This is a genomic window from Synechococcus sp. Cruz CV12-2-Slac-r (genome assembly GCF_024346075.1).
In the GTDB taxonomy this organism is placed as follows: domain Bacteria; phylum Cyanobacteriota; class Cyanobacteriia; order PCC-6307; family Cyanobiaceae; genus Synechococcus_D.
Genome location: NZ_JAGQEK010000046.1, coordinates 1 through 11663, shown reverse-complemented (window position 1 = coordinate 11663; position 11663 = coordinate 1). Strand labels below are relative to the sequence as shown.

General features: G+C 47.8%; 15 protein-coding genes and 1 tRNA gene. 6 read left to right on the top strand and 10 right to left on the bottom strand.

The annotated features are described in order from the left end of the window. From KB557_RS05545 to minD, 4 genes are all read right to left on the bottom strand, one after another. The coding region (locus tag KB557_RS05545) for an ArsA-related P-loop ATPase (RefSeq protein WP_255132092.1) at nucleotides 1-886 on the bottom strand (886 nt) is incomplete at its 3' end. A 201-nt stretch (nucleotides 887-1087) separates the two neighbouring features. Beyond that, nucleotides 1088-1159: transfer RNA gene (locus KB557_RS05540), tRNA-Thr, on the bottom strand. Between the two features lie 10 nt (nucleotides 1160-1169). After that, nucleotides 1170-1496 (bottom strand): cell division topological specificity factor MinE, encoded by a 327-nt coding sequence (minE, locus tag KB557_RS05535; protein ID WP_255132091.1) that lies wholly within the window; start codon nucleotides 1494-1496, stop codon nucleotides 1170-1172. 4 nt (nucleotides 1497-1500) lie between these two features. Then, nucleotides 1501-2319: a septum site-determining protein MinD gene (gene minD / locus KB557_RS05530; protein ID WP_255132090.1), complete on the bottom strand. Its 819-nt coding sequence runs from the start codon at nucleotides 2317-2319 to the stop codon at nucleotides 1501-1503. A 106-nt stretch (nucleotides 2320-2425) separates the two neighbouring features. Between minD and KB557_RS05525 the strand changes: the two genes are divergently transcribed. The 3 genes from KB557_RS05525 to KB557_RS05515 are packed head-to-tail and all read left to right on the top strand — an operon-like array spanning nucleotide 2426 to nucleotide 4550. Continuing rightward, nucleotides 2426-3433, top strand: a complete 1008-nt coding sequence (locus tag KB557_RS05525; RefSeq protein ID WP_255132089.1) for a phospholipase D-like domain-containing protein — start codon at nucleotides 2426-2428, stop codon at nucleotides 3431-3433. Continuing rightward, entirely contained in the window at nucleotides 3433-3996 is a 564-nt protein-coding gene (locus KB557_RS05520; RefSeq protein ID WP_255132087.1) for a chromate transporter, read from the top strand. The genes KB557_RS05525 and KB557_RS05520 overlap by 1 nt, the downstream gene beginning before the upstream one ends. Further along, entirely contained in the window at nucleotides 3993-4550 is a 558-nt protein-coding gene (locus KB557_RS05515) for a chromate transporter (protein ID WP_255132085.1), read from the top strand. The genes KB557_RS05520 and KB557_RS05515 overlap by 4 nt, the downstream gene beginning before the upstream one ends. Here the strand turns inward: KB557_RS05515 and minC are convergent. Continuing rightward, a complete protein-coding gene (minC, locus tag KB557_RS05510) occupies nucleotides 4547-5194 on the bottom strand; it encodes a septum site-determining protein MinC (RefSeq protein WP_255132083.1) in 648 nt (215 codons plus the stop codon). The two genes, KB557_RS05515 and minC, sit on opposite strands and share 4 nt — an antisense overlap. Nucleotides 5195-5259: 65 nt before the next feature. On the opposite strand from minC, the gene KB557_RS05505 reads away from it, so the two are divergent. Next, nucleotides 5260-5919 (top strand): haloacid dehalogenase-like hydrolase, encoded by a 660-nt coding sequence (locus tag KB557_RS05505; protein WP_255132081.1) that lies wholly within the window; start codon nucleotides 5260-5262, stop codon nucleotides 5917-5919. Here KB557_RS05505 and KB557_RS05500 read toward each other — a convergent pair. Beyond that, entirely contained in the window at nucleotides 5882-7138 is a 1257-nt protein-coding gene (locus tag KB557_RS05500) for an HD domain-containing protein (RefSeq protein ID WP_255132079.1), read from the bottom strand. The genes KB557_RS05505 and KB557_RS05500 overlap by 38 nt on opposite strands. Next, nucleotides 7138-8376, bottom strand: coding sequence for a carboxyl-terminal processing protease CtpZ (gene ctpZ / locus KB557_RS05495; RefSeq protein ID WP_399218715.1), 1239 nt, complete (start codon nucleotides 8374-8376; stop codon nucleotides 7138-7140). Before ctpZ ends, KB557_RS05500 begins: the two co-directional genes overlap by 1 nt. A gap of 65 nt (nucleotides 8377-8441) precedes the next feature. On the opposite strand from ctpZ, the gene petB reads away from it, so the two are divergent. Further along, nucleotides 8442-9098 carry a cytochrome b6 gene (gene petB / locus KB557_RS05490; RefSeq protein WP_255132077.1) on the top strand — a complete coding sequence of 219 codons (657 nt, stop codon included), beginning with the start codon at nucleotides 8442-8444 and terminating at the stop codon, nucleotides 9096-9098. Nucleotides 9099-9157: 59 nt separating this feature from the next. Then, nucleotides 9158-9640 carry a cytochrome b6-f complex subunit IV gene (petD, locus tag KB557_RS05485; protein ID WP_255132075.1) on the top strand — a complete coding sequence of 161 codons (483 nt, stop codon included), beginning with the start codon at nucleotides 9158-9160 and terminating at the stop codon, nucleotides 9638-9640. Nucleotides 9641-9666: 26 nt separating this feature from the next. Here the strand turns inward: petD and mtnC are convergent, their stop codons facing one another. The 3 genes from mtnC to mutM all read right to left on the bottom strand — a co-directional run. Beyond that, entirely contained in the window at nucleotides 9667-10386 is a 720-nt protein-coding gene (mtnC, locus tag KB557_RS05480; RefSeq protein ID WP_255132073.1) for an acireductone synthase, read from the bottom strand. After that, nucleotides 10383-10970: a methylthioribulose 1-phosphate dehydratase gene (gene mtnB, locus KB557_RS05475; RefSeq protein WP_255132071.1), complete on the bottom strand. Its 588-nt coding sequence runs from the start codon at nucleotides 10968-10970 to the stop codon at nucleotides 10383-10385. The genes mtnC and mtnB overlap by 4 nt, the downstream gene beginning before the upstream one ends. A gap of 40 nt (nucleotides 10971-11010) precedes the next feature. Beyond that, nucleotides 11011-11663, bottom strand: a 653-nt coding sequence (gene mutM, locus KB557_RS05470; protein ID WP_255132069.1) for a DNA-formamidopyrimidine glycosylase, incomplete at its 5' end; no start/stop codon positions are given.

Here is an 11663-nt window from a genome sequence, read left to right as displayed (position 1 = left end):
TTTGCACATTAAGCTGTTTCTTATCCAAGCAAGGCAATAGTATGCTGGCTATGCTATTGCCTTCCTGGTCTTCTGTGAAGATAACTGGTGTTTCGCTCGCTAACTGCTCTGATAGCCATATATCTTTTTTGGATTCGAATTCATTTGAACTATTTGCATGTAATATTGTGCTTGGGCTCAATTCTTGGTTAATTTTAATTAATTCCTCACTCGTTAGCGAATAATTTAACCATAGTTTTTTAACTTGTATTCCGCAGAGATTGAATTGTGTGATATCTTTTTTTGCCATTTTTTCATTTGTTGCATGTAGGTAGCATTCGCACTTGCTGGGATCTTGTAGTAATTCTGATACTTCTTTTAGCTTGCTATTTAGGTTTGCTGGCATTAGCTGGCTAATGTTTTGTGGTATTTTAAAATTAAATAATGCCTCTAGGCTGTTTAATTTTTCTTTTAATTGTTCAGCCCTTATGATGAGCGGGTTGTAGATCTGTTCAATTAATTCTGGAGTGTTAATTATTCCCATTAAGAATCTTTGGGCTTGAGCGGGCTGAGGTAGGATCAGTATAATTGTATTATTCATATTTTCTTTTATCTGATCAATCAGGAAAAGTGCTCTTAGGCAATCCTCTAGGCCTGGTAGTAAGGGGGGTTGTTGGCTTAGTAAATATTCAAGTTTTAGTAGATTTAGCCATGGCGCTACCTTTTGCTTCAAGGCCGGCCATCGGCGGTTCAATTCTTCTACGCAACTAAAGTTATTTGCGCTTCTTAATTCAGCTTCACCTGTTATGTCTATTAGGGTTGAACCTTGATTATGAGTTGCCACTGCTTTGGCTAGCATTTCAGAGTGGTTTGGATCATTTCCGCTGATTAGGATGATTTGAGGCATGTTTTTATATGCTTTGTCAGTTATTCTATCTTTATGATATCTCCTTTCGGTGTTGTTTTAAATTGTAAGTTCTAGGCTTTGTGATATGAGGTGCATGCGCAACTAACTTTAACCATCTCACTTGCAGGACAGTTGTATGTGGCTATCTTAATTGCCTTAGTGTTAGGCAAGTTCCATCACCGCAGGGGCAGGTAACCTTTAAGCCGGCTAACGGATTTGAACCGATGACCTTCGCTTTACAAAAGCGCTGCTCTACCACTGAGCTAAGCCGGCAACCTAGAAATTATATCTCACTGCTTTCTATCTGTTCCAGCTCAGGGTCTTTCTTGGTAAGGCTCAGTAGAGCGCTTTCCTTTACTCTTCGGATCGGTAGGTTTGCCACTAGCGCAGTGGTGCGCTCCTCTGTTTCCAGCGTTACATCACCACCATCAAGATCCAGCTCCACATATCTACTAACAACCTCCAGAATTTCTTTCCGCATTCGTTGAAGAAGTTCTGGATTTAGATCGCTACGATCATGGGCTAAAACAAGTTGCAGCCTTTGTTTTGCAGTGGCTGCGCTCGCGGGCTGCCGGCCAAGCAATTTATCAATCAAATCAAGTATTGTCATTTCCTTAAAAGATTTTTGTTTGTAATAGTTTCCGCATTTTTGCCCGTATTCCTTTATTCATCTGGCTGGGATCAGGTAGAGGGATGATTTCACCTTGCAGACGTTTTGCAATATTGCGATAAGCAATAGCGGCTGGTGATTTACCTGCACCAAGAGTTAAAGGCTCTCCGCGGTTTGTGCTAACTATTACTTGCTCATCTTCTAAAATTAAGCCGATTAATGGAAGCGCGAGGATATCTGTTACATCGGATACCCCAAGCATCTCTTGATTCGCCATCATTTTTGGCCTTACCCGATTAAGCACTAGCTGGATTGGGGTTACTCCCCTTGTATTTAATAATCCAATTACCCTATCTGCATCTCGCACTGCTGATACTTCAGGTGTTGTAACTATAATTGCCTCCTCAGCCGCTGCGGCAGCATTCTTAAACCCATCCTCAATACCAGCGGGTGCATCAATTAAAATTATGTCGAACGTTGGTTTTATTAGTTCTACAATTTTTTGCATATCTTCTGGCTTTAACCATTCAAGCATTCGTGGATTACCAGCAGGAAGCAAGGCGAGATTGGGTTCGAGCTTATGTTTCACCATCGCTTGCTCTAGGCGGCAATTGCCCTGCAGAACCTCTTGGGCGGTGTAAACAATTCTATTTTCTAAACCTAGTAATAAATCAAGATTGCGCAAACCAAAATCTGCATCTAACACAGCTGTTTTGATGCCCTGGGCGGCTAGGGCGATGCCAAGGTTTGCGGTGAGGGTGGTTTTGCCAACCCCGCCCTTTCCTGAGCAAATAAGAATCGTGCGCGGGGAATGAACGGTCAAGAAATTTAAACAGCCATTTCAAGGCCGTTTGATTGCACCTTGCGAAAATACAGCCGATCCTGGTTTTCCTGTGCAAGCTTGGTGCAGTAATCGGAACGGTTGTTTGATGAATTCAGGCATTTCAAGCATGGGTCATCAGCAAACCCTCCTGGTTATGCCAGATGACGGGGTTGAAGCGGTACTTAATTTCATTGCCCAGGCCCGCCATGAATTGCGGCTTAAGCAGTTCAAGCTTGAATCCGAGGCCGTTGAAGCAGCACTGCTGCAAGCTCAGGCCCGCGGCGTGCTCGTTCGGGTAATGCTCAACCCCCACACTTCCGGTGGGGATCGCTGGAACGACGCTGCCTTTGAACGATTAAAGGCTGCCGGCATCGAGGTGGCCTGGACTAGCGATTCCTTCCCTGTAACCCATGAGAAATCAATTGTTGTTGACAATACCGCTGCTTTAATTTCTACTTTTAACCTTTCTGATAAATACTTTACTGAAACCCGCGACTATGGCGTTATTACTTATGCACAGGTTGCGATCGATCAAGTTATAGCTGGCTTTGAAGCTGATTGGCAGCGAAGTTTCTTCTCTCCTGATTTATCTATCGGTTTGGTTTGGAGTAGTTTTCACAGCCGGGGCCAAATGGCTCGCGTGATCGATGCCGCAAAGGAACGTATCTGGGTGCAGCACCCTAAATATGTTGATTCAGTTATTCTTGAACGCTTGATCACTGCTCGAAATCGGGGGGTGAAAGTTAGAGTTCTATGTGGTGGCAAGCATGGTATTTCAGATTGGGATATTTACGATACATTTTCTAGCCTTAGAATTATGGAAGGTGCTGGTGTAAAAGTTCGCAGGCAAAAGCATTTAAAATTACATGTTAAGATGATAATTATTGATACTAAAAGCGCTCTGATTGGTTCAATGAATATAGATCGTAGTGCTTTTGATATTCGGCGTGAATTGGGTATTGAAACCGATGCTCCAGAGGTGATTGCCCGCTGCGTTGATTTTTTTAATTTTGATTGGCAGCAGGCCATCAAATACAGCCCTCCAGATCCGCTCGATCCTGCTTCCCATGAGCAGGGCGAACTGGCGCCTGATCCCAATTTCATTCACGATTGATGCTTGCTCCTCCCCCTAACCGCAGGGCCCTTTTTGTGGGCATGTTGCAGGTGGCACTCTCTGCTTTTGGCGGTGGCTTATCTGCTTGGAGCCAGCGCATTGTTGTTGAGCAGCGCCGCTGGATGAGCAATGAGGCTTTTCTTACGGGCCTTACTGTGGCGCGTTTATTTCCTGGGCCAAATCAGATAAACATGGCTGTTTATATAGGAGCTTTGTTTCGCGGATTAGCTGGAGCGATTGCATCTATTGCGGGAATGTTAATAGTTCCGTTTTGTTTGTTGATGTTGTTGGGCTTGTTTTACTTTAGAAGCCATTCACTTCCAGCTGTTGATCATGTGCTCACCGGCGTGGTTGCAGCAGCAGCTGGGATGGCCCTCTCTATGGGTTTTAAAATCTTGCATGAATACTGGAAAGATCCTCTCGCCATCTTGCTTGCACTCCTCACATTTTTAGCGTTGCAGGTTGCCCATTTCCAATTGATTCCTGTTGTGTTAGTGGGTGGGAGTGTTGCGATTGCTCTCTATTGGCCTAGAGCAAAAGCATCAACTCTTGATAAATTATGAGCGGGCCTGATACTTTTTGGCAGGTGATTAAAACCTTCCTTGGCTTATCACTTTTTTCTCTTGGTGGTGGTAATACACTGCTCCAAGAATATCATCATTTATCAGTTGATACCTATCATTGGATTACTAATAATCAATTTGCTGATCTCTATGCCCTGGCGGAAGCTGCCCCAGGCCCCAGTTCCATGATTGTTGGCCTGCTCGGTTTAGGAGCTGGTTGGCCCCACGGGGTTTGGTGGGCATTAGCAACCGGTGTGGCAGCTGAGCTGGCGGTTTTGTTGCCATCCACCTTGTTGATGGTGGCAGCGGCTTTGAGCTGGAGCAAATTTAAGGATGCCCCTTTGCGTGTTGCACTTGAGCGTGGATTAGGCCCCATAACTTTGGGCATACTTTTTTCTGTTGGCCTAACGGTTCTGCGCACTGCTGATCATCATTGGCCCGCTTATCTTGTTTCATTTATTGTTTGTGCTTTTATGTTATTTAGCCGCATATCACCTTTGTATTTTATGGCGCTGGCGGGTTTGTTAGGGGGATTGGGTATTATCCAGCGCTAACTTGGCAAAGTTGGTTCAGCAGATTTAATTCTTATTTCTCCATCTATTAATTCAGCCTGTTCGCAATATCCCTCTGCTGGTAATTCTTCTGGGCCTCTTGCAACGGCATCAGCAATGCGCAATTGCAACGGCCGCAATTGTAAGGCGATAATTCGGCTGGCTTTATTGCCACTGCAGCCCGCATGGGCGATTCCCCGCAATCTTCCCCAAATTAGTATGTGTTTCGTGGCAGTTATTTTGGCGCCTGGATTCACATCGCCAAGCACCAACACACTTCCTTCCACTTCCAGATGATCCCCTGCCCTCAAGGTGCCTCGATGCACTTTTAGCTCTGCTTCTTGAACAGGAAAATCAGGCCTATCAGCGCAGGCTATTTCACAATTTAGCCCCATTGATTTCGCTGCCACTAATGTTGTGGGAGTTGATGTTGTTAGGCGTTTAAGTATCAGGCCCTGCTTGTTTAAGCGTTGTTGGATCGCCTTAATTAATGGAATATCAAGGGGCCAATCATTGCAATGCAGTTCTATCAACCCTGGAGGGATTTCTGTGCCAAGGGCGTTGTGCACGCTTTCTTTTGGGCATTCACCAGGCTGCCAGGCACCCAGTTCAAGGTTATGGGGCCATCCCTCAAAATTGGCTGCCATCAATCGCGCCACCATCTGCGTGTTGCAGCAAAGTTCAAGCTAGTGCCACCCCCTGCCTCTGATCTATGGCAAATCCAATTGCCACTATTTTTTGCGATTTTGATGGCACCATCACCCCAGAGGACACTTTTGATGCAGTGGTAATGGCGGTGGCCCCGCAGGTGTGGATTCCTATTAAAAGACAACTTTTTTGCTTTGAAATCACTTTGCGCCAGGGCATGGAGCTTCTAGCAACAGCCCTAACCCCAGATGATCTTGAGCAGATGGTGAACCACATGGGCCAATTTCAACCACGGCCCGGTTTTTTACCTTTTCTTGATGAATTGGAAGCTGCAAACATGCCGTTTGTGCTTGTTTCTGCTGGGCTTACGCCGCTTGTAGAAAAAGTGATGGCCCCCCATCGCCACCGGCTCCTGCAATTGGTGGCTGCCCATGTAACGAGTCACCCCAAGGAGGGGCTGAGATTTCATAGCGAGTTTTTTAGCACCGATGAATTGGTTGCAAAGCAGCAGGTGATCTCAAGGTATGGCGGAGGTTTAAGCGTGGTTATTGGCGACTCGATTACAGATCTGGGTATGGCCCAAGTGGCTGATCTTGTATTTGCTCGCGAACCCCTCTGCCATTGGTTAGAGCAGCGCAATATCGCCCACCACCGCTGGCTTGATTTTGATGATGTGAGTGCTGTGCTTAGGGCAAAGGGTTTACTGCCGGTAACTGACGCCTAAACTCAGCACGCACCTCCCTTGGATGCAAAACCCAGGCTAATTCCTGGGGATGGCTAAGGCTGTTAACCAAGGGCGATACCTGCTCAAGCGCCTGTAAGTGTTCGCCATCCCATAGCCTTAACCCCCCCACATAGGGGCGATAGCCAGTGCTGCGTCTTTCTCTAAGGCCGCAACATATTTCCGGGTTCAACCCCGATTTTGTAGCAAGCCTTTGGGCAAGGGCAAGGGCACCTAAGCGGTCTGCATTTGTTAGGTGGCGCACATCGGTGGCTTGCAGTAGGCGCCTTTCCAGCAAGCGTTGGCAAAGTTCTTGCAATGGTGCCGGCCCTTCTTCGCGCCAGCGCATTAAATGATATCCAGTGCGTAAATCATCATTAGCAATATATTCTTCGCTATTAATGCTATCTATATGCCAAAGCCATTTGCTCATTATTGAATCAGCAAAAATTTCTGTAGGGCTTAGCCGCCTTGCCTGCACAATAATTTGCTGCAACAACCAGTTGCAAACAATATTTATGCGATGATTGTAAACACTTCCATACATCAAGCTGCGTACCACTAAATAATGTTCAACAGCTGTGCGGCCGCGTGGATGAATTGCTAGTTGGCCATCTGGGGCGATAACTAATGCGCCGATTAGGCGTGAGAGATCTAGCTGGCCGTAGGCGGTGCCGGTGCTGTAACTATCGCGGCGGATGTAGTCGAGGCGATCGCAGTCGAGTTGGCTGCTAACAAGGGCGGCAATAGCTGGATGGGGGGCAATTCCTTTTTCTAAAAGTTGAGCTACCGCTTCTGCATTGCCAGCTACGCAACTATCAAGCGGTGCTCGCAGGCTTTGCTGCTCGAGGATTAAACGGGCAGACCAGGTTTCATGGTGCAGCCCAAACATCTCTTCACCGGAATGGCTTAGGGGGGCGTGGCCCACGTCGTGCAGCAGGGCAGCTCCATAAAGCAAGGCTCGATATTGTTCAAGTTCCGGTGTTAAGCGCTCAAGATGCTTCAGAGCGCGGCGAGCCAGTTGCAATACCCCAAGCGAATGGGTGAAACGGCTTGATTCCGCTCCATGGAAGGTAAGAAAGGCAGGCCCTAATTGGCGTATTCGCCGCAAGCGCTGGAAGGGTGCAGATTCGATTAGAGCCATCGCCATCGCTTCTGCTGGTATGGCGCTATCCAGCACTATTTCGCCGTGGAGCGGATCGTGATAAGTGCGTCTTGCCATTAGTTGAGCTGAAGCAACAGTTGGCTTGTTGCAGCTTGAAGCCATTGATCCTCATCGCCGCCCATGCTGCTGCCTTTAGGTTCAGGGGTTGATAAAAGTTGGTTTGGGCTTAGCCCCACCCCTTGAATTGGGTGGCCATCGGGGGTGAGATAACGAGCCACGGTGATGGCAAGGCCACTGCCATCACCAAGGGCCATCATTGTTTGGATTTCACCTTTACCGAAACTTGGCGCCCCGATCAGTGGGGAGCGTTGATCGTCTTGCAGGGCGCCGGCCAGGATTTCGCTAGCGCTTGCAGTGCCTCCGTTGATCAAGGTCACCATTGGGCCGTTGTAAATGGTGCCAGGGTTTGCCTGGCGCCTCTCGCTGATGCCATTGCGATCTTGGGTTTCCACAATTACTGAACTCGCCAACAGATCGTCTGCCACCGCCAGCCCTGCGGTAACTAGGCCACCAGAGTTATTGCGTAGATCGAGCACTAAGCCTTCAATCGCCTTGGCCTGCAGATCCGTTAGAGCTTCTGCTACGGCATCCGGAACTGTTTCGCTGAACTGACTAATACGTAAATAGCCCAAAGTGTGGTCGCCGGCGCGAATTCGGCGGCTACGCACGGGCCTTAGATCCACTGGGCGCCGCTCTAAATCAAGGCTGCGAGCTACACCGCTGGGGCTAATTACCTCTAAGTGCACCGTGCTGCCTGGGGCACCCCTTAAAAGAGCAGCGCTGCCTTCAAGGCCAAGCAGCGTGGTGGCTTCACCATTAATTGAAACAATTTGGGTGCCATCTCCGAGGCCGGCATCCGCAGCCGGTGAATCCTCAACTGGAGCAATTACAACCACCTGGGCGGTTTCTGGCTGCAAGGCAAGTTGTAATCCCACTCCGCTAACACTGCCTTTTGTTGCTGCTTCCAGTTGGCTGTAGGCCTCCGGGCGCAGCAAACGGGTGTAAGGGTCTTGCAGGGGGGCCAGCATTGCATCGATGGCGTTATATGCATCGGCGCGGGATTGGATTGATTTTTCCAACGCTTTTTGACGCAACTTGCGCCAGGGCACCCCTTGAAAATCCGGGTCTACATAGGCTTCGTTCACCAGGCGCCACACATCTACTACGAGTGCTTGTTCATCGCTTAAGGCTTGGCTTGGCTCAGTTGCAGCACTCCAGCAGCCGAACCAAAGCAGGATGCATAAAGCTGAGCGCAGTATTAATGACCGCAGCAGCAGAGGGCGCAAGAGGGTCACAACAGCATCAAGGCGGTCTATAGACTCTCACTTACACCCGATAACGGGCAAACCCTCCTCGTTGCATGGCGAATCCCTCCCCCGTCTACGACTGGTTCAACGAACGTCTGGAGATCCAAGACATCGTTGACGACATGACATCAAAGTATGTCCCCCCTCACGTAAACATTTTTTACTGTCTTGGTGGTATCACCTTGGTGTGCTTCCTGATCCAGTTTGCCACTGGATTTGCGATGACCTTTTATTACAAGCCAACGGTTGTTGAGGCCTATACCTCCGTTCAGTACTTAATGACTGATGTGAGCTTCGGTTGGTTGATCCGCTCGGTTCATCGCTGGAGCGCCAGCATGATGGTTTTGATGTTGATACTTCACGTTTTCAGGGTTTATTTAACCGGAGGGTTTAAGCGCCCTCGTGAACTCACCTGGGTTACAGGTGTAACGATGGCTGTGATCACTGTTGCCTTTGGCGTAACCGGTTATTCCTTGCCTTGGGATCAAGTTGGTTATTGGGCTGTAAAAATTGTGAGCGGAGTGCCGGCGGCGGTGCCAGTGGTTGGTGATTTCATGGTGGAACTCCTGCGGGGAGGCGAAAGTGTGGGGCAGTCAACGCTTACTCGCTTCTACAGCCTTCACACTTTTGTGTTGCCATGGTTGCTTGCAGTATTTATGCTCGCCCACTTCCTAATGATTCGTAAACAAGGCATCTCAGGCCCCTTATAAGTTGCTAGTTATTTCCTAGGATTTCTGCACTTCAAGTTTCACCTCACCAATTTTTTACCATGCACGTTCTTAAGGCTCCAGATCTAAGCGATCCAAAGCTGAGGGCAAAATTAGCGAAAGGTATGGGCCACAACTATTACGGTGAGCCTGCATGGCCAAATGATCTTTTATATATTTTCCCGGTTGTAATTCTTGGCACTATCGGCTGCATAGTTGCCCTTGCAGTGCTTGATCCAGCAATGCTTGGCGACAAAGCCGATCCATTTGCCACCCCCCTTGAAATCCTGCCTGAGTGGTATCTCTATCCAGTTTTTCAGATTCTCAGAGTGGTACCAAATAAATTGCTTGGTATCGCACTGCAAACCATGATTCCACTTGGTTTGATGCTGGTTCCATTTATTGAAAGCTTCAACAAATTCCAGAATCCTTTCCGCCGCCCTGTAGCGATGGCAGCTTTCTTATTCGGTACGTTTTTCACCATCTATCTTGGAATTGGAGCTTGTTTGCCAATCGACAAATCTTTAACATTAGGCTTGTTTTAAGCTTTTAATAAATATTAATTATCCAATCAATTCAGCGCGTTAGTTAATTCTAATTCGCTGAATTTTTTTATTGTTTTATAGCTGTCTTCATTTATTATTTGAATATTTCCTGGCCGCTGGCTTCCGCATACTTGGAGGCCAGCATTTTTTGCTGCCTTTAATTCATCAGGGGCATCACTGATAAACAGAAGCTTTGCTGCTGGTATTGCAAGGTGTTTTGCTAAATCAATATAACTTTGGCTATTTACTTTTGAACCTAGGCGGGTATCAAACCAACTTGTGAATAAACCTCTTAAATCACCGGCGATACTATTGCCATATAAAAGCTGTTGCGCCGCGATAGAACCAGAGGAATACACGGCAAGTATTAAGCCTTGCTGGTGCCAAGTTTTTAAAGCACTCTCCACATCATCAAATAAAGGTGCCACGAGGCTGCCGGAGTTGTAGCCCTGCTGCCAGATCAAGCCCTGTAGATCTTTAAGGGGCGTGAATTTACGGTCTTGATCGATTAGCCACTGCAAATAATCTGCAATTTCCTGAGGTGCATCTGTAGCTGTTTCTGCTGTTATTGCTTGTTCCACCTCCTCCCACAAAGCTGAGAGTTTGGGATCTTGGCGATGCTCCGCAACAAATCTGGGCAGCGCTTGGCGAGCATAGGGAAAGAGACTATTAACAACGAAATCTAAGGGGCAAGTGGTGCCTTCAATATCTAGAACAACACCTTTTAAATTATCAAATCTAATCATGCTTTTATTCCTAAACCTTGAAGTATTAATTGGCGCCACTTTTGCTCCAGAAGGAATTCAATGATTTCCAGATGCCGATTAGCATGAAATAAATCCACCCCCCAGGCATATAGCCCGTGGCCGGCAATTAATATTCCTTGAGGTGCCGTTGCCAGGGGTGCAATTGCCGCAGCGCTTAAACGGGCCAGATTTTGATCATTAGCCAAAATTGGAATTAATACGCTGCTGCTATGACTCTTGATACCTTCTAAGCCTTTAAGCATTTCCAAATCGCTTAATTCCAGCTCACCTTTGGCTACTGCCCATTGTGATAACAAAGTGCCAGCTTGCGAATGGCTATGGAGCACAGCTCCAGCGCCGCAATGTTTCACAATCGCTAAGTGCATCAATGTTTCTGCGCTGGCCTTACCTTCGCCTTCAACCACTTGGCCATTTTCATCTACGCAAATCAAATCTGTTGCCAATAAATTACCTTTATCAACCCCGCTGGGGGCCATCAATAATTGCAGTGGTTGCCGTTTAGTTACGCAACTAAAATTGCCGCCGGTGCCATCGCACCAGCCTCTGCTGTGAATAGCCCCCATCACTTTGATAAGGGCTTCTTTGGGATTCAGTGCTGACACTTCATTGTTGACATGTTGGGCACCAGTGACTGCTTCTGCCCCCCAGTTTGTCGCGCCGCAGGGGGGTTCCACATTTGCGACAGGGTTCACCACCTCTTCTGTACACCCATGCCGCCCCTCCGTAGTTGCCGTTATTGCCCTTTAGATCGCGAAAATCACTGAAGCTGGTGCCGCCAACTCCAATACTTGCCTGCAACACCTCTAGCAAGCAGCTGTGTAATTTTTTTAGTTGAGTTAAAGAAAGAGTGCCACTGGGATTATGAGGTTGAATGCCAGCTAAAAAAAGGCTTTCATCGGCGTATATATTTCCCACCCCGGCCACCACTGCTTGATCTAGCAGGGCATTTTTGATGGGCCGGCTGGATCCTTTAAAGCGCTGCTTTAAGTAGGTGGCATTAAAAGTGGAATTGAAAGGTTCAGGTCCAAGGCGTTGCAAGCCTGTAATTACTTGTTCTGTGGCTGCCCCAAAAGGCACAAACCACAATTCACCAAAGGCGCGTAGATCCACAAAGCGCAGCTCGCGCGCTTCTTGCTGGGGGCCATGGTGACCCCAAAACTGCACCCTTGTGTGAGCGCAAGGCGGTTTTTCCCCGTCTTTTAGCCATTGGAATTGCCCGGTCATGCGCAGATGAGCGCCCAACTCACCGGCGGGGC

Coding starts and splice junctions, on each gene's coding strand:
- minE (WP_255132091.1), bottom strand. CDS start 1,496: ATGACAATACTTGATTTGATTGATAAATTGCTTGGCCGGCAGCCCGCG.
- KB557_RS05525 (WP_255132089.1), top strand. CDS start 2,426: ATGAATTCAGGCATTTCAAGCATGGGTCATCAGCAAACCCTCCTGGTT.
- KB557_RS05520 (WP_255132087.1), top strand. CDS start 3,433: ATGCTTGCTCCTCCCCCTAACCGCAGGGCCCTTTTTGTGGGCATGTTG.
- KB557_RS05515 (WP_255132085.1), top strand. CDS start 3,993: ATGAGCGGGCCTGATACTTTTTGGCAGGTGATTAAAACCTTCCTTGGC.
- minC (WP_255132083.1), bottom strand. CDS start 5,194: ATGGCAGCCAATTTTGAGGGATGGCCCCATAACCTTGAACTGGGTGCC.
- KB557_RS05505 (WP_255132081.1), top strand. CDS start 5,260: ATGGCAAATCCAATTGCCACTATTTTTTGCGATTTTGATGGCACCATC.
- KB557_RS05500 (WP_255132079.1), bottom strand. CDS start 7,138: ATGGCAAGACGCACTTATCACGATCCGCTCCACGGCGAAATAGTGCTG.
- petB (WP_255132077.1), top strand. CDS start 8,442: ATGGCGAATCCCTCCCCCGTCTACGACTGGTTCAACGAACGTCTGGAG.
- petD (WP_255132075.1), top strand. CDS start 9,158: ATGCACGTTCTTAAGGCTCCAGATCTAAGCGATCCAAAGCTGAGGGCA.
- mtnC (WP_255132073.1), bottom strand. CDS start 10,386: ATGATTAGATTTGATAATTTAAAAGGTGTTGTTCTAGATATTGAAGGC.
- mtnB (WP_255132071.1), bottom strand. CDS start 10,970: ATGGGGGCTATTCACAGCAGAGGCTGGTGCGATGGCACCGGCGGCAAT.